16 protein-coding genes and 3 pseudogenes are annotated in these 16,945 nt (G+C 62.0%); 12 read left to right on the forward strand and 7 right to left on the reverse strand.

The genetic code is table 11. The features are described 5' to 3' along the window. Positions 1-130: 130 nt before the first annotated feature. The 4 genes and pseudogenes from ABMA59_RS25015 to ABMA59_RS25025 form a co-directional block, all read right to left on the reverse strand. Positions 131-568: pseudogene (locus ABMA59_RS25015) on the reverse strand (zincin-like metallopeptidase domain-containing protein); the annotation flags it as partial. Positions 569-636: 68 nt separating this feature from the next. After that, positions 637-786, reverse strand: a pseudogene (locus ABMA59_RS37280) (DUF3991 domain-containing protein); the annotation flags it as partial. Between the two features lie 222 nt (positions 787-1,008). Next, the gene (locus tag ABMA59_RS37285; protein WP_425475981.1) at positions 1,009-1,158 is read right to left on the reverse strand and encodes a hypothetical protein; all 150 of its coding nucleotides are present in this window, start codon (positions 1,156-1,158) and stop codon (positions 1,009-1,011) included. Positions 1,159-1,374: 216 nt separating this feature from the next. Beyond that, positions 1,375-1,557, reverse strand: coding sequence for a hypothetical protein (locus ABMA59_RS25025; protein ID WP_349008107.1), 183 nt, complete (start codon positions 1,555-1,557; stop codon positions 1,375-1,377). 650 nt (positions 1,558-2,207) lie between these two features. Between ABMA59_RS25025 and ABMA59_RS25030 the strand changes: the two genes are divergently transcribed. The 11 genes and pseudogenes from ABMA59_RS25030 (at position 2,208) to ABMA59_RS25080 (ending at position 13,856) form a co-directional block, all read left to right on the forward strand. Next, a complete protein-coding gene (locus tag ABMA59_RS25030; RefSeq protein ID WP_349008108.1) occupies positions 2,208-3,170 on the forward strand; it encodes an NUDIX hydrolase in 963 nt (320 codons plus the stop codon). A gap of 62 nt (positions 3,171-3,232) precedes the next feature. Further along, complete coding sequence (gene nadA / locus ABMA59_RS25035; protein ID WP_349008109.1) at positions 3,233-4,207, forward strand: quinolinate synthase NadA; 975 nt, start codon at positions 3,233-3,235, stop codon at positions 4,205-4,207. After that, complete coding sequence (locus ABMA59_RS25040) at positions 4,204-5,745, forward strand: L-aspartate oxidase (RefSeq protein ID WP_349008110.1); 1,542 nt, start codon at positions 4,204-4,206, stop codon at positions 5,743-5,745. Before nadA ends, ABMA59_RS25040 begins: the two co-directional genes overlap by 4 nt. Next, positions 5,745-6,599: a carboxylating nicotinate-nucleotide diphosphorylase gene (gene nadC / locus ABMA59_RS25045; RefSeq protein ID WP_349008111.1), complete on the forward strand. Its 855-nt coding sequence runs from the start codon at positions 5,745-5,747 to the stop codon at positions 6,597-6,599. Before ABMA59_RS25040 ends, nadC begins: the two co-directional genes overlap by 1 nt. Positions 6,600-6,751: 152 nt before the next feature. Further along, positions 6,752-7,693 carry a biotin synthase BioB gene (gene bioB / locus ABMA59_RS25050; protein WP_349008170.1) on the forward strand — a complete coding sequence of 314 codons (942 nt, stop codon included), beginning with the start codon at positions 6,752-6,754 and terminating at the stop codon, positions 7,691-7,693. Next, on the forward strand, positions 7,690-8,829 hold the full coding sequence (locus ABMA59_RS25055) for an 8-amino-7-oxononanoate synthase (protein ID WP_349008112.1): 1,140 nt from the start codon (positions 7,690-7,692) through the stop codon (positions 8,827-8,829). Before bioB ends, ABMA59_RS25055 begins: the two co-directional genes overlap by 4 nt. After that, a complete protein-coding gene (gene bioD / locus ABMA59_RS25060; protein ID WP_349008113.1) occupies positions 8,826-9,461 on the forward strand; it encodes a dethiobiotin synthase in 636 nt (211 codons plus the stop codon). The genes ABMA59_RS25055 and bioD overlap by 4 nt, the downstream gene beginning before the upstream one ends. Then, entirely contained in the window at positions 9,461-10,726 is a 1,266-nt protein-coding gene (locus ABMA59_RS25065) for an adenosylmethionine--8-amino-7-oxononanoate transaminase (RefSeq protein WP_349008114.1), read from the forward strand. Before bioD ends, ABMA59_RS25065 begins: the two co-directional genes overlap by 1 nt. Beyond that, complete coding sequence (locus ABMA59_RS25070) at positions 10,723-11,706, forward strand: beta-ketoacyl-ACP synthase III (protein WP_349008115.1); 984 nt, start codon at positions 10,723-10,725, stop codon at positions 11,704-11,706. Before ABMA59_RS25065 ends, ABMA59_RS25070 begins: the two co-directional genes overlap by 4 nt. Before the next feature lie 69 nt (positions 11,707-11,775). After that, on the forward strand, positions 11,776-12,297 hold the full coding sequence (panD, locus tag ABMA59_RS25075) for an aspartate 1-decarboxylase (protein WP_349008116.1): 522 nt from the start codon (positions 11,776-11,778) through the stop codon (positions 12,295-12,297). A 1,137-nt stretch (positions 12,298-13,434) separates the two neighbouring features. Further along, positions 13,435-13,856: pseudogene (locus ABMA59_RS25080) on the forward strand (Ros/MucR family transcriptional regulator). A gap of 254 nt (positions 13,857-14,110) precedes the next feature. Here the strand turns inward: ABMA59_RS25080 and ABMA59_RS25085 are convergent. The 3 genes from ABMA59_RS25085 to ABMA59_RS25095 form a co-directional block, all read right to left on the reverse strand. Continuing rightward, positions 14,111-14,323: a cold-shock protein gene (locus ABMA59_RS25085; protein WP_027038889.1), complete on the reverse strand. Its 213-nt coding sequence runs from the start codon at positions 14,321-14,323 to the stop codon at positions 14,111-14,113. A gap of 555 nt (positions 14,324-14,878) precedes the next feature. Then, positions 14,879-15,118 (reverse strand): DUF982 domain-containing protein, encoded by a 240-nt coding sequence (locus tag ABMA59_RS25090; RefSeq protein ID WP_349008117.1) that lies wholly within the window; start codon positions 15,116-15,118, stop codon positions 14,879-14,881. 215 nt (positions 15,119-15,333) lie between these two features. Further along, a complete protein-coding gene (locus tag ABMA59_RS25095; protein WP_349008118.1) occupies positions 15,334-15,636 on the reverse strand; it encodes a DUF982 domain-containing protein in 303 nt (100 codons plus the stop codon). Positions 15,637-16,385: 749 nt separating this feature from the next. On the opposite strand from ABMA59_RS25095, the gene ABMA59_RS25100 reads away from it, so the two are divergent. Further along, a complete protein-coding gene (locus ABMA59_RS25100) occupies positions 16,386-16,808 on the forward strand; it encodes a hypothetical protein (protein WP_349008119.1) in 423 nt (140 codons plus the stop codon). The last annotated feature ends 137 nt before the right edge of the window (positions 16,809-16,945 follow it).

Genomic DNA, 16,945 nt, shown 5'->3' on the forward strand with positions numbered 1-16,945 from the left:
GAAAATGAGCCCTCCATCATGCGTGGTTGACTGAACCTGTGCGTCGAGTTTGAGCGCGCGCAGAAGGATTTGGGATGGCCGAACGTCATCCCGTTGATCGGTGGGCGCAACATCACGCGGCCTCCGCCACCTATGTCGTCTGTGGCTGGAGATCATGCAGATAGTTGACCGCTCGCTGGGCATGGGCTGCCGCGGCAAAGATGAAACGCCTCTCGTTTTTGAGTATGTCGAGCCAGCTCGCGAGATAGCTCGCGTGATCAGGCCTCGGCTCGAGCTCGGGGACGATGCCGAGATCAGCCGCCAAGAAGCAACCACCCAGATCGGCCACGAGTTCCTCGTAGGCCCTGCAGGAACGATCCTTGTGATATCGCGAGAGATCGCGATCAAGCCGATGCTCAGCGCCAGCCCAGTGGGTCAGCTCGTGACCGAGTATCGCATATTAACTGGGCGCGTCGCGGAAACTCTCGAACGCAGGCACTTGCACGATATCGAGAGCGGGATTGAAATAGGCTTGATGCCCGCCATGCCGGATGACCGCACGTGTGTTGGCAATGAAGATATGCGCTGCGCGTCGACTGGGCCGAGACCGAACAGCACCTTTGCACCACCCGTGGAAAAGCCTCGCCATTGCGGACCGCGTTCCTCCCAACCGGTGACGCCCTCGCCGTCCCTATGGGCGGCCCACAGGCTTCCACCCGGGCCTTCGCGCAGAAGACTGTGCGAGATGGCAGCGCGAAGAACGCTCTCCGGAAGGTGACGCTCGCCACGCAGGTAGCGCCAGGTCATCGAACCCGGCCACGGCTTGCGGCGCTTGGCCCATCGGTCGGGAACCGAAGAGGTCGGTTCGATCTCACGCGCGGGCCGCCTCCAAACCGGCTCTGCGGGAACGAACCCGTCCAATGAGGCCACGCGAGCGAGGGCCTCGACGAAGGTTACACCCTCCAGATGCTCGACCAGGCTGAACACGTCGCCCTTGGCATCGGACAACGGATCGAACCATCCATAACCCTAGTGAATAGCGATGATGATGTCACCGTCGCGTCGATATTTGACCGCCCTTCTGGTGCTTTCCTTCAGATCGATGGCAAATCCCGCCCGCTCCAGCGCGGCGGCGCTTCTCACACGATCGCGCAGTTCTTCCAGTTCGTTCCAATTCATGTTCCTTGCCGGCGCGCACGCGCATCCGCCTTTCCTTCATGTTGCCTTTTCCGCACCTTGCCGGATCGCTTCGCGAAGCCGCGAAGGGCAAAAGGAGGCAAGGGCGCGGCTGGCAAGACAAGGTCTTTCACCTCGCCGACCGCCACGCGCCGGCCTCGGCACAGCTTCCCCTGCCGCCGCTGCTCGCGAGCGCCACCTCTGGATGTGGAAGCCGGCTCAATGAGCCGGCCCATACTGGAAGGGATCGAACTCGGCGATGGTTTCGACCTCGTCGTCTTCGAGTTCGTCGCTCGGCAGGACGCCGAGTTCACCACCGGACCTGAAGAGTGTGACGGGGACCATGAGGGTGCGAGCAAGGTGAAAGGCGTGGTTCTGCGCAAGGGAAAGGTCTTGGGACATCCGAGGGCTCCATCTTTGGAGCGGGCCAATTCCCGCTCGATGGCTCCGTCAGTGTCTGGCCCCGGTCGCGATCACCGCGAATGCGAAGCCGAGCGGCGGCAGCTTGCTAGCCGACCCCTCGCGGGTTGATCGTGGAAGGTCCGGGGACGGACCGGGAAGCCATCACCGGAGAGCGGGATTGGATCGCATCCTTGGAGGCCGGGATGCGCTCGACATAGTCCGCGCCGGCACCAACGCTAAGGCGTCTTCGATCACACATGGACGTCCAGTGAACCGAACGTGCCGGTTTATGAGCTAGAGTCTCATGAAGAGCTTTGCCACAACGGTACGCTCACCTTAGCACATCGCAGTGAGGATCGGCCATTTGGGGTGAGGACTGGCAGGCCGTCAGGCAGGCAAGCCGCGTTCCACCTTTTGCGAACCGATATCCGTCGGGTTCACCGCCATGATGCTAGCGACCAATCAACAAGGGCTGCTGCCCTCACGTTGCCAACCGTGGATGTCGCGTTAGGTAACATTTTTCTGCCGGCGCGAGGAGCTGGAGGGCCCTACGCGCGCGACGTTGACGGGCCGACAATTATCGTACAAAACCAAACTAAATCGGTTCAGCTGCTGCCGCAGCGGAACTTCGCCCAGCCAGTTTAGGGATCATGGACCATCAGGGAAAGCCGACCAGGCAACGCAGATCTGGAGGCAAGGGCAACAACGTCAAGGCGGATCTGATCGCTGTCGTCGTCGCCATGAACAACCGCGTCCCCTGCGTTCTCACCATCCAGCAGGCAAACGCGCTGCCGTCAGGTCCGTTCGAACTTGCTCACCGTTCGCTGCAGTCGGGTCTCAGAGGATGGGTCGAACAACAGACCGGCCACCCGCTCGGCTATATCGAACAGCTTTACACCTTCGCCGATCGTGACAGGATCGGCGCTGAGGAGCGCGTAATCTCGATCAGCTATCTCGCGCTCACGCAGGCCGACGATGTAGGCGCCGCAGCCAGGCGATCCTGGGCAAGCTGGTACGACTATTTTCCATGGGAGGATCATCGCTCCGGCGCGCCGGCGGCAGTGTTGAAATATCTGCGACCACGCCTGAGGGAATGGGCCGATAGCGCTGACGACACAGCCGTACGCCTTGACCGCCGGCGGCGCGCGGCTGTCGCCTTCGGCTTCGACGAGCGGTCATGGAACGAAGAGTTCGCGCTGCAGCGCTACGAACTCCTCTACGAGGCAGCGCTGGTAGAGGAAGCGATACGCGGCGGACATTCAGCCGCGCCCGCTCTGGTGGCGGGCAAATCCATGATCGCCGATCACCGTCGCATCCTGGCAACGGCGATTGCGCGGCTGCGCTCCAAGATCAAATACCGGCCCGTCGTATTCGAGCTGATGCCGCCGGTCTTTACGCTTTTGCAGCTGCAGCAAACCGTCGAAGCGCTCTCCGGCAGGCTCATCGACAAACCGAACTTTCGCCGGCTCATAGAACAACAAGAGCTGGTTGAGAAAACCGGGGAGACGACCAGCGAAACGGGCGGTCGGCCGGCGCAGCTCTACCGCTTCCGCCACGACATTCTCGACGAAAGGCCCGTGGCCGGGACAAAATTGCCGCTTACGAGGGCTTGACATCCCTTATAGTCACAAAGAATATATGTCTTATATTCTTGCAGACTATAACTGGAGGCTCGATGAGCGCCATCCTGCCTTTAGGTGCGTCCCTGTACGACCGCGTGCGGCGCGTCATTCCGCCCTTCGAATGGCCGGTTTTTGCTGAGGATGTCGAGGCCATCCTTGACCTCAAGCGGCAGCGAAACGCCGTCGTCCTGGCGCACAATTATCAAACGCCGGAGATCTTCCACTGCGTCGCCGACATCGTTGGCGACAGTCTGGCACTCGCCCGCAAGGCAATGACGGTCGAAGCCGATGTCATCGTTCTGGCCGGTGTGCACTTCATGGCCGAGACCGCCAAGTTGCTCAACCCGGACAAAACGGTGCTGATCCCGGATACGCAAGCCGGCTGCTCGCTCGCCGATTCCATTACCGCCGAAGATGTCCGTCTCATGCGGCAGCGCTACCCGGGCGTGCCAATTGTCACCTACGTCAACACTTCCGCCACCGTAAAGGCTGAGTCCGACATCTGCTGCACCTCGGGCAACGCCAAAGCCGTCGTCGAGTCTCTCAATGTTCCCCGAGTGATCATGCTGCCGGATGAGTATCTGGCCCAGAACATCGCGACCCAGACCGACGTTGAGATCATCGCCTGGAAGGGGCATTGCGAGGTGCATGAGCGCTTCACCCCAGCCGACATCCGCCAGTTGCGCGAGGACCATCCCGGCGTGACGGTGCTCGCGCATCCCGAGTGCCTGCCTGATGTGGTGTCTGAGGCCGATTTTTCTGGCTCGACCGCTGCCATGTCCGAATATGTCGGAAGACAAAAACCACCTCGCGTCGTCCTGATGACTGAGTGCTCGATGAGCGACAATGTCGCGGTCGAGCATCCCGAAGTCGAGTTCATCCGGCCCTGCAATTTGTGCCCGCACATGAAGCGCATCACGCTCGCCAACATCCGCATGGCGCTCGAACAGAACCGCCATGCCGTCACCATTGATCCCGAGATCGCCGGGCGCGCGCGGATGGCCGTCGAGCGGATGCTGGCGGTATGAGCATGGACGTCCGCGACCTCGGCGGCCGGCCGGTCATCATCGGCGGCGGCATAGCCGGGCTGATGACGGCGCTGCATCTGGCGCCCGAGCCGGTGCTTCTGCTCTCGCGATCGCCGCTTGGCGCGGACTCGTCCAGCGCGTGGGCACAGGGCGGGCTTGCCGCCAGCCTTGGTGATGATGACGATCCGGCGTTGCACTTGGCCGACACGCTCGCCGCAGGCGACGGTCTTTGCGATGCGCAAGCGGCGGGGCCTATTGTGTACGGCGCGCCCGCAGCGATCGAATATCTGGCATGCCTGGGGGTTCGCTTCGATCGGACGCCGACAGGCGCCCTCCGTCTTGGATTGGAGGCCGCCCACAGCCGGCGGCGCATCGTTCATGCCGGGGGTGATGGCAGCGGCCGGGAGATCATGCGCGCCCTTGTCGCTGCCATGCGATCGATGCCGACAATAGAGGTCGTCGAGGGCTTCGAGGCGCGTCGCCTGGCCATGGAGGGCGGCAGAATCGCCGGTGTTGTGGCGAGTGGCCCCACAGGTCCGGTGTTCGTCGCGACGGCACGGGTCGTTCTCGCCACGGGCGGAATCGGCGGCCTGTTCCACGACTCGACCAACCCGTTGGGCAGTTGCGGACAGGGCCTGGCGCTCGCAGCGCATGCGGGAGCCGTCCTTGCCGATATGGAATTTATCCAGTTCCACCCGACCGCGCTTGATGGATCGAACCGCCCTATGACGCTGATCAGCGAGGCGGTTCGCGGCGAAGGTGCTGTGATCGTCGACGAGACGGGTCGACGTTTCCTCGACGGCGTGCCAGGAGCGGAGCTTGCGCCGCGCGACATTGTCGCACGCGCTGTCTGGAAGCATCTCGCGGACGGCCACCGCGTCTTTCTCGACGTCCGCGAAAAGCAGGGCGCGACATTCGGTCGGCAGTTTCCAACCATCGCATCAGCCTGCGGGCGGGCGGGCATCGATCCGACGTGTGATCTCATTCCCATCCGGCCGGCGCAGCACTATCACATGGGTGGTGTCGCCGTGGATCTGGGCGGGCGCACTTCCGTTCCGGGACTTTGGGCCTGCGGCGAAGTCGCCTCGACCGGACTGCATGGCGCCAACAGGCTCGCCAGCAATTCCCTGACCGAGGCGGTCGTGTGCGCCCGCTGGGTCGCTGAAAGCGTTGCCGGAACCCCTGCGCGGAGAACAAAGCCTGCATTTGCAGAGGATTATCCATCGCCCGATCCGCTATCTGTTCGTCCTTTCTCGTCGCGTGCACTCGGCATCGTACGGGATGGTGAAGGTTTGCAAGCAGCAGCACGTGCCTTGTTGCCGCTCGCCGAAGGCACCCACGCAGTCTCGGATCCAGCAGCTGTCGGGCTGATGATTGCGATTGCCGTGTTGCAGCGCCAGGAAAGCCGCGGTGCTCACTATCGGACGGACTTTCCCCATCAAGCACCCGACGCCCGACGGTCCAAAATCACCCTCGACGACGCCTTGGGCGCAGCGCGAGAACTGGCCAACTCCCCAGCACTGGAAAGGGCCATGTGATGAACCTCAGCCCGCTTCCCGCAATCATGCTCGAGCCGCTGGTACGGGCAGCCCTTCTCGAAGACCTCGGCAGGGCCGGTGACGTAACCACGGACGCCGTTGTAACCCCCTATCACTGCGTAAAGACCGTGCTCGCGGCGCGCCAGCGCGGGATTGTCGCGGGGCTCGATCTGGCCATGCTCGCCTTCCGCCTGATCAGTCCCGACGTTGAAATCTCGCTGGAGCGGCCAGACGGCAGTAGTGTCGAGGAAGGAGAGGTCATCGCGTCGGTGGTTGGCCCGGCCCGGGCCATTCTCACTGCCGAACGCACCGCGCTCAATTTTTTATGCCATCTAAGTGGGATTGCCACCGCAACCGCGTCGATTGTTGCAGCCGTTCGCGAACACCCAGTGAAGATCACCTGCACCCGCAAGACGACACCCGGCTTACGCGCTGTCGAAAAATACGCCGTGCGTGCTGGGGGCGGCGCGAATCACCGTTTCGGCCTCGACGACGCCATCTTGATCAAGGACAACCACATCGCCATCGCCGGGGGGATCCGTGCGGCCATCAAGCGCGCGCGAGCGAGTGCCGGTCATCTCGTCAAGATCGAAGTCGAGGTCGATACGCTGACCCAGCTAGAAGAAGCACTGACCCTAGCTCCCGACGCCGTCCTGCTCGACAACATGTCGGTCGATGTGCTTCGCCAGGCTGTGTCGATGGTCGCCGGTCGAGCAATCACCGAGGCATCCGGCCGGATCACCGCCTCAACTGCGCCAGCCATCGCCGCCGCCGGCATCGATCTTATCTCCATCGGCTGGCTGACCCATAGCGCGCCGATCCTCGATATCGGCCTTGACTATCGAGCGCCCTGACGGCCATGCGCAAATACATGGGGCAATCGGCATTCCAAACCCGCATGACTCGTACGACCAAGACGGGCAGCGTAGAGATGGGAAACAGGATGGACATGCACGGCACCACTGCGACGACGACAATGCCACAGGCCCAAGCCCCTGACACTGGCATGTGGACCTTGGGGAAGGCTCGAGCTGTTCACGACGCACCTTTCAACAATCTCCTTTTCCTGGCGCAAACCGTTCATCGCGAGAATTTCGATCCCAACAAGGTCCAGCTCAGCCGGCTTCTCAGCATCAAGACCGGCGGATGTCCGGAGGATTGCGGCTATTGCAGCCAGTCGGCGCATCACGAAAGCGGGTTGAAGGCGTCGAAGCTGATGGAGGTCAGGCGCGTCATCGCCGAGGCGACCAAGGCGCGTGACGCCGGCGCGACCCGCTATTGCATAGGCGCCGCCTGGCGCAATCCCAAGCCGCGCGACATGGATGCGGTCGTGGCGATGGTCGAAGGCGTCAAGGCGCTGGGCATGGAGACCTGCATGACGCTCGGCATGCTCGACCTCGGCCAGGCGCAGCGGCTGAAAGAGGCCGGCCTCGACTACTACAACCACAACATCGACACTTCCGAGCGCTACTACAAAGAGGTCATCTCGACCCGGACGTTTGCCGACCGCCTGGATACGCTGGCCAATGTCCGCGACAGCGGCATCAAGGTCTGCTGCGGCGGCATTGTCGGCATGGGCGAAGAGCCGGTGGACCGAATCGACATGCTGGTGACGCTGGCCAATCTGCCGGAACATCCGGAAAGCGTTCCGATCAACATGCTGATCCCGATCGAGGGCACTCCGCTTGCCGACGCCAAGCCGATCGAGCCGATCGAATTCGTGCGCGTGATCGCGCTGGCACGCATCATGATGCCGAAATCGCATGTCCGACTTTCGGCCGGCCGCACCGCCATGACCGACGAGATGCAGGCGCTGTGCTTCTTTGCCGGCGCCAATTCGATCTTCGTCGGCGACACGCTGCTGACGGCGGACAATCCCGGCGAAGACAAGGATAGCCTTCTGTTCCGCCGTCTCGGCATCGAGCCGATGGAACTCGAGGCGCAATGAACGGGGCACCGCTTGCCCGCTATGACGCGACGTTGCAGGGACTGGCGCGCAAGGACCGGCTGCGGACACTGTCGCCGCGTACCGGGCTCGACTTCTCGTCGAACGACTATCTGGGGCTTGCCGCCTCGAGAAGACTAGGCGATGCGGTGGCAGTGGCGATCGCGCAGGGCACGCCGGTCGGCGCCACCGGGTCACGGCTGTTGCGCGGCAACGCGCCGGAGCATGAGGCCTTGGAGGCGGATGCGGCCGCGTTCTTCGGAGTCGACCGCGCGCTGTTCTTCGGCAGCGGCTACATCGCCAACTTCGCCCTGCTGACCGCCCTGCCGCAGAAGGGTGACCTTTTGGTCCTCGACGAGCTGGCCCATGCCAGCATGCATGAGGGGGCCCGCGCTGGCCGCGCCGAGTTCAAGCTCGCCGCGCACAACGACGTCGATGCCTTCGAGGATACGATCACACGCTGGCGCGCCGAAGGCGGCATGGGGCGCGCCTGGATCGTGGTCGAAAGCCTCTACAGCATGGATGGCGACCGCGCGCCGATGGAGAGCCTGGTCGCGCTTGCCGATCGGCACGAGGCGTTCATCGTCGTCGACGAGGCGCATGCCACCGGCGTCTGGGGACCGGACGGCCGGGGGCTGGCCGCCGCATTCGAGGGCCGCGACAACATCATTGCGCTCCATACATGCGGCAAGGCGCTCGGCGCCTCCGGCGCGCTGGTCACCGGGCCGGGACTGCTGTGCGACTATCTCGTCAACCGCTGCCGGCCATTCATCTATTCCACCGCGCCATCGCCGTTGATGGCCGTGGCAGCGCGCGAGGCGATTGCCATGCTGTCCGATGAGCCCCAACGCCCTGTCCAGTTGCAGGAGCGCGTTGCCTTCGCGGGCCGCCAACTGGCCGAACGCTGCGGCGTGGCATCCAGCGGCTCGCAGATTCAGCCCTTTGTCATCGGCGACGTCGGGCGCACCATGGCCGTGGCGGCGGCGCTGCAGGCGCGCGGTTTCGACATACGCGGCATTCGTCCGCCGACGGTGCCCGAGGGCACATCGCGGCTGCGCATTTCGCTGACGCTCAACGTCGACGAGGCCGACATTTCCGCCATGGTCGAGGCGCTCGTCGAGGTGTTGGCCGCGGCATGACCAAGCGCATCGTCATCACCGGAACGGATACCGGCATCGGCAAGACGGTGTTTTCGGCGGGATTGGCCGGCCTGCTCGACGGCTTCTACTGGAAGCCGGTGCAATCGGGCCTCGACGAAGAGACCGACAGCGAGGTTGTGGAACGGCTCGCTGGCCTGCCGCCGGGGCGCGTGCTGCCCGAAGTGTATCGTCTGAAGGAGCCGCTGTCGCCGCATCGCTCAGCCGAACTCGACGGCGTCGCGATAGACGTCGCAGAGCTCTCGCTTCCGGACTTGCCGGGTCCGCTCGTCATCGAAGGTGCAGGGGGACTGATGGTGCCGCTCAACCGGCGCACCAAGTTCATCGACATATTCGCTCAGTGGCGGGCGCCGGTCATCCTGTGCGCCCGCACCAAGCTCGGCACGATCAACCACACCCTGCTGTCGATCGAGGCGCTCAGGGCCCGTTCCATACCGCTCATCGGTATTGCCTTCATCGGCGATGAGGTGGCCGATACGCAGAGAACCATCGTGGAATTCAGCGGCGTGCGCCAGCTTGGCAGGCTGCCGCTGCTCGGTCCGCTGACGAGCGGGACGCTGCGGGAAGCGATGGCCGCCGGCTTCGACCTCACAGCGATCGCGGGAGGCGAATGATGTCGCAGTCTCAAGTCTGGCATCCCTTTACCCAGCACGCCCTCGAGCCGGCGATCCCTGAAATCGTACGGACGGAAGGCGCCTACCTCCACAAGGCTGACGGCACGCGCATCCTGGACGCCATTTCCTCCTGGTGGGTCGTCACCCACGGTCACCGCCACCCCCGCATCATCAAGGCCATCGAGACGACCGCGGCGAGCCTCGACCAGATCATCTTCGCCGGCTTCACGCACGAGCCGGCCGAACGCTTGGCCAAGGCACTTGTCGGCCTCGCTCCGCCCGGCCTCGACTGGGTGTTCTACTCCGACAGCGGCTCGACCTCGGTCGAGGTCGCGCTGAAGATGGCGCTCGGCTATTTCGGCAACATCGGTGCGCCGCGCTCGCGCATCATCGTCATGGAGCACAGCTATCATGGCGACACGATCGGCACGATGAGCGTCGGCGCCCGCGGCGTGTTCAATGCTGCCTACGAGCCCTTGCTGTTCGAGGTCGAAACCATCCCCTTCCCGGCCGTCGGGCGCGAGCAGGAGACGCTTGATCGGTTCGAGGCAGTCTCTCGCGACCGGCACGCCGCCGCTCTCATCGTCGAGCCGCTGGTGCTCGGCGCCGGCGGCATGCTGATGTATCCGGCCTGGGTTCTCACCGAGTTGAAGAAGATCGCCGAGGCCTCCGGCACGCTGCTGATCGCCGACGAAGTGATGACCGGCTGGGGCCGCACCGGAACCATGTTCGCCTGCGAGCAGGCAGCGATCTCTCCGGACATACTGTGCACCTCGAAAGGGCTGACGGGCGGCGTCACCCCGCTGGCCGCCACGCTCGCGACCGATGCCATCTTCCAGGCCCACTATTCCGAGGACCGGACCAAGACGTTTTTCCACTCGAGTTCCTACACCGCCAATCCGATGGCCTGCGCGGCGGCACTCGCCAATGTCGAGATCTGGCGTGACGAGCCGGTGGCCGAGCGTATCGCGACCCTGAGCGCGAGACAGGCCGCCGGGCTTCGGCGCTTTGGCGACAATCCGTTCTTCACCGACATCCGGACAACCGGCACGATCGCGGCCCTCGATCTGCACACCGGCTCCGCCGGCTATCTGGCCGAGATCGGGCCGAAGCTGCGTGCATTCTTCCTAGAGCGCGGGCTGCTCGTGCGCCCGCTCGGCAATGTGCTGTATCTCATGCCACCCTATTGCATCACCGGCGACGAACTCGAAGGGCTCTATGACGCCATCGAGGAGGCGGGCGAACGCTTCGGCGCGAAACCATGAGCGGGTCGTCGCGCCTTCTCGGGTTTGGCCATCATGCGCCGGCACGCAAGGTCGAGAACCCGGAGATCGAAAACAGTCTTGGGCTCGAACCCGGCTGGATCGAGCGGCGCACCGGCATTCGCTCGCGCTTCTGGGCCGCGGACGAAGACACGCTGTCGGGCCTTGCCGCGCAAGCCGGCGACATGGCGCTGGCGAGCGCCGGTATCGAGCGTGGCGACATCGGTCTTTTGTTGCTTGCCACCTCGAAGCCCGATCACCTCTTGCCGCCCAGTGCGCCGCTGGTCGCGCATCGGCTTGGGCTGGGGCGTGCGGGCGCGGTCGACCTGACCGGCGCCTGCGCCGGCTTCATCTATGCGCTGATGTTCGCGGACGGATTCACCCGCCTGCATGGCAAGGCGTCCCTTGTGATTGCGGCCAACATCCTCAGCCGCCGCATCAACCCGGCCGAGCGCGCCAGCGCCGTGCTGTTTGCCGATGCCGCCGGCGCCGTGGTGATCGGTCCCTGCGAGGATCCCGACCGGGGCATTCTCGGTGCATCGGTGGATTCCGACGGCTCTCGCTACGGGCTGATCCAGATCCCCGCGGGAGGAAGCAACAAGCCGTTCCATGGCGACCTCGACCTCGGGGAAACCCGGATGACGATCACTGACGGCCGTGAAGTGTTCGGCAAGGCCGTCGAGATGATGACCGCCTGCTCGCGAGATGCGCTCACTGCCGCCCGGATGCAGCCGCAGGACATCGATCGGTTCGTGCCGCATCAGGCCAACGCCCGCATATTCGATGCTGTCGGCAGGAACCTCGGCATTGCAGATCAAGCAATCGTCAAGACGATCGTCGATTACGGCAACTCTTCCGCCGCAACGATCCCGCTCTCGCTCTCGCTGACCCATCGGACGGAGCCATTCCGGCCTGGCGAGAAAATTCTACTTGCGGCAGCGGGCGCGGGCCTCACCGGCGGTGCGCTCTTGGTTGGAATTTAGCGGGGTGACCCGGAAAGCCAATGGAACGGCAAGACTGACCTTGTAAGATCGATAGGGACAACGGAACCAATGCGAAAGATAGTTGCCGGCAAGCTGCACGGCATCCACGTCACCGAGGCAAACCTCAATTACCATGGTTCGATAACACTCGACCCTGACCACTGCGAGGCAGCAGGGATCCTGCCCATGGAATTCGTGGAGATATGGAACAAGAATTCCGGTGCCAAGATTTCAACCTATGTCATTCTCGGCGAGCGCGGCTCACGATGCTGCATCCTCAACGGTGCGGCGGCCCGCACCTGCCAGCCCGACGACCAGATCATTGTCTGCAGCTCCATCTACTTGGACGAAGCGCATATCACATCACTCAAGCCGCGGATCGTCACGTTCGACCAGGACAACCACATCCTAGACCGCCTGAGCTACTCCGTCGATCTTGACGCAGATGGTCGTTACAGCTTCTCCATCCTTGACGAGTCGCATGAGGCTTTGGCCATTCCTGCCCTGGTCTCCGGGCGTGACTCCCGCCGCACTTCTGAGAGAGTCTCTCCTCCCGGTTGCAACTCGCCCATCCCTGAAGAAAGGACTTGAGTTTCAGGGATCAAAGGCACTCCAGCTTGGAGGAGAGGCCCGCCGCGCTTTAGCCAAAGCGGCTTTCGTAAGATAGCCCAATGTCGACATTCCCACGATTGAGCCAACAGCCGCGCGGCTCGATCCCTTCTGAAGTCAGTTGCGGCGGCGGCTTGCAAATTCATGCTGCTTTTTCGAGCGCCGCCGGCCGGGTCCTTGACGACGGGACTTTCATGATCTTAGCCACCGTGTCATCAGCAGCAAGCAGCAAGCAGCATCGCAGAGAGCCTTCGCCGACGTGTCTGTTCCGGCCCGCCAGCCATCCAAACGTCTCCCCCAAGTTCGGTGCAGGCATCAGTGTTCGTCAATTGGTGGCTTGCTGGCAAGACCGAGTCTGGCTCGTTGGCCATCGGCGAAATTCTCGGCAGGATACTGTGTCTTGAACCGATGAACTGTCAGTTTGCCGTCCTCAACAATATGAACGACCCATTCCCCAACGCAACGCTTGACGCGCACGTCGTTTGGTTCGCCAGCCACCATCGCTGCCCCTGATTTCGCCGCCCTGGACCGAGACTGAAAGTCGCTCCCTCCATGGCGAAAAACACGGGACCTTACGTTACGTCAAGCGCGGATTTTCTGAATAGCGGATGCGTATCGATTTGACGGCGACGGGCGATTTGGACCCGCAACGTCAGATAGCGCGACATCTGCGCTTGTATCGATTTAGATGGGTAGATTTCGCATTTTAATGATGCCTTAATTATCCATAGCTAATGTCAATGGGGACGCGTATTCTGTTCGAGTTGCTCTGCAAAAGCCCGCCGCTCTTGCCTTCAAGAGTGGCGGGCTTTTTTGGCTGTGAAAGGCTGGTGCGTCGGTGTGGATGCTGCCACAGCGCAAGCGCGGCAGATATGTTCTCCTCCCCTTTAATGTCGCGGTGCTGCTTTTCGGGGCGAAGGCTCGTCGAGGACGACGTTGACTCGCTAGCCGCCGGCTCTTCCTGATGCTGGTCGCCGGACCCCTCCCCCTGAGCACGTGCCTTGGCGTCCGGGGTGCTCGGTGCAATCGACGCCGTCTCGACCAGATCGTAGCGGCACTTCGAAGACTGTCTTTCAAGCCCACCCGTAGAGTTCCAGGACAGAAGAAGCCGACAACACCATCGACGTTCTCATCGACCTCACCGCCGATGTGGTCAGCGTATGTCTCGAACAATCCCGGTAGGTGAACTCCCTGCCCTGATCGGCCAGGTGCACGCAGCACTCAAAGGCACGGCCGGCGCCAGTATTTCCGCAGAAGAACCGGAGGTTCTCAAGCCTGCCGTATCAGAAAGTCAGTGACTCCGGACTACATCATCTGCCTTGAGGACGTTCAAGTCGCTCAAGCCATCTTTCGTCCCACTACTGGCTGACGCCGGACGAATATCGTGCCAAATGGGCTCTGCCGTCTGATTGTCCCATGGTCGCGCCGAATTACGCCGCTGCGCGCTCGGCATTGGCCAAGACGATGGGGCTCGGCCGCAAACCTGTGGAGCCGGAAAGCCAGCGCCGGCTAAGCGTACCCGCAAGAACGTCGCAGCTTAATTTCAGCAACCGAGCTTTGTTCTAGGAACGCGCAGTTGCCATTGAGATAAATTGCATCTGAACGGAATATGAAAAGGCGGGGTCTACCCCCGCCTTCGCTTTCAGCCAGCTTGGCTTTCCAAAGACTTCGCGCGGGCTTACACCAGATTGCTGCTCAAGCCGTCCGATCGAGCCCTGTGGTCGCCCGCTCTGATCACGCGACGCCAGACCACCCTGGATCTATCGCGTCCATCCGCTGCCAGGCGGGAGAAAATTCAGCCGGCTTTGCTGAGGTTGCCAGCCGAGGACTTGCCGGTGCGCCGGTCCTGTTCGATTTCATAGTTGATCTTCTGGCCATCAGCGAGGGTCGAGAGGCCTGCTCGTTCAACAGCGGAAATGTGGACGAAAACATCCTGACCGCCATTGTCGGGCTGGATAAATCCAAATCCCTTGGTGCTGTTGAACCACTTTACCGTTCCAGTCGCCATAAGCGTTTTCCTTGTAACAATTGCAACGTGGGCAGGCCGTCAGGCCAGTCCCGATTCATAACCGAAACTTCTGCGTTTTGGGGCAGCAAAAGCGAGAAATATGCAAGGCTCGGTTCGACCGGCCGCCTGAGGAAGCCTATCGGCGAACAATATCAATCGCTCCAACCCAGTGAAACCAGTGAAAGAAGCGCTCGTGCTGGCAGAGGGACGCGATGCTAGTCGGATGATGGTCGTGGAATTTCCGTCTTGGAGCTCGCCCAAGCCTGCTATGCCGATCCAGCCTATGACGAGGCGTGGCGGTCTGCGCTGCGCGCATCTCATCGAATCCTTGTCATTTTCGGGGAAAACCCGGCTAAGCCGGGATTGTCAACGATGATGGCATGTAGGCGCTCTCAGAAACCCCAACAAAGTCCGCATGGCAGCCGTCAGATCTTTGCTCTCGAGCTTCCGCTCGCCACCCGAGAACTGAATCTGAACTGAAGAGCCATCATCGTTCCAACCCAAACAGCTGTCCCGGTGATGGTCAGTCAGCAGTTCCTGAGCATCGAAGCTTTCTTAATCGCAGCGAAGTATCTTTGCTTCAAGCGCGGCTGCCACGAAAGCTCTTCGAGCTGCAGCTGGATAAGCCTCACCGCGCAACACTTGCAGACAGGCGTCCATCGCCGCCTTCCGTTTCACGGTCTGACGTTGAAGATCACGCAGCAAGATAGCGGCCGCCTCATTGACCTCGAACACGATCCGCTCTGGGCTGTGGTGGCTAACCTGAACAACGACTGGCCTCTCAAATCTGCGCACGCCGGTCCTCTCCGCTCCTGTGAGGCAAACAGCCTCGATCGCACCTCTTGCCCAGCCGAACTGTTCCGCTGATCGCAGAACCTGGCTCCTCGCGATCGATGTGCGGTACCTGATTCATGGCTGGATTGCGCCGCTAACGCCGAAACCGGCTTCTGCTTTCTGATATCCGCGAAAGCTCAACACAATGCCCCCCTCGGCGTGCCCGTGCCAGACGCCTATGCCTCCACTTTTCCACGGCCCGACTTGCAGGCAGCAAGCCATTGCATCGCAGAAATTGCATCTTCCAATATGGCTGCCCGTTTCGCAAAGCCGAAAAAGACATTGCGCGCTGCGCTTACAGGTTTTCGCCCATCGTATGCATCATAGCAGGCCCAGAGGGCGGCTTCGTGGATCAGGTCTCTGCAATCTTCTGGCCATTCATTAAGGAAATCGACAGCGTCCGCGAGGCTGGCAATCTCCTGCACCATGTAGGTTGCACGCTTCACGAAAACTGGGCTGCTAAAAGCATCAGGGTTCATTGGGCCCTCCTGACCTACTGAACGACTGGTCCGCGAGAACAGGCGCTTCATCGGCACCGCCGACGATTGCGGAATGTGCTGAGGGCAATGACGGTTCAAGAGGAAAGCAGGGGGCATTTGGCAGACTGGATTGGTAGCCTAGCAGGCCGATCCGCTGCCGCGGCTCCCCGAAGACCTCGCAATTAGGATGCGATGGCCAAGCGTTTGTATGAGGATCGCGCACGACGTCAATGAAGCCATCGAAATCGGATCGATATCATGCGTCCCTATCCCGCTCGGATCGCCACGATGCTGCAGTGACCCACCCAGCATCTCGCTGTCGCTCCGATCCGATTGCCGACGATCGGCCGCTCTGGCCCGCATGCCGACGCTGCAGGTCCATCAACGGCATGAATCGGTCGCTTGTGATCGATTCCGAAAATGCGTTGGACGCGTCCGATGCACTCGGGAACATGGGAATATGGATAGGAGCGGTCATCAACTTCATTGCATTCTGAATCTCCTACGGCTTTGCGATAGGCCCAGCAATGGCGACTGCGTGGGCGATATGATCGTCGTGACGATCATGCTGACCGCAGGACAAGAGATCGGGAGCGTAGGCCCGGGTGCCAGCGGCGAGCCGCTGGAGCGGTGGCTTGGACGGCGGCAACGTCTCCGAAAACCTTTGGAGAATGCGTGGCTGCGGGTGGACGAAGGCGTGCGCTCCGCCTAGAGGACACTCACAACTCCCCTAAGTCCGCGAGATCACTATGAGGCAGCAGCAGCGACCCTTTGTCGTCGAGATCAAACAGAAGCGCGGGCTTGTGAAGCGGCCACAGTCGATCTGGGGCGGCATCGACATGGCTGCCATCGCGAAAGAAGTCGCCGAAGCAAAGACGGAAGGTGCGATCGCTGAAGCGATGCCGCAACCGATTTCTGCCGAAGATGGTCGTCCACAGCCCATGCCTCCCACCGGCGAAGCCGCGTCCGATGCTAAGGACGAGATTGTACCCAACGGATCGCTTGTTAAGCCGATGGCTGTTGAGGAAGCGCCGATGCCGGAAGCATCGAAGGCACAGACCGGAGCCAGACGAACCCGCAAGAAGAAGCGCTGGCAGAAAGATATTCCTTTGCCGCGAGGTCAGCGATGGAAACGGCGCCTGCCTTGGGTGCTCCGTCAGAGCAAGGTATAGGGTAGGTCGACTGCTCCAGGATTGAAACTGCCCTTGTCGAACTCAGAGACCGGCAGTGTATCCAGTCAATGAAGATGATTGAACCGTACTGTAGAGTGACGCCTATCAGCCTCTCCCGGATTTGGGTGCGAGAATGA

This window comes from Mesorhizobium yinganensis (assembly GCF_040081985.1).
Lineage (GTDB): Bacteria > Pseudomonadota > Alphaproteobacteria > Rhizobiales > Rhizobiaceae > Kumtagia > Kumtagia yinganensis.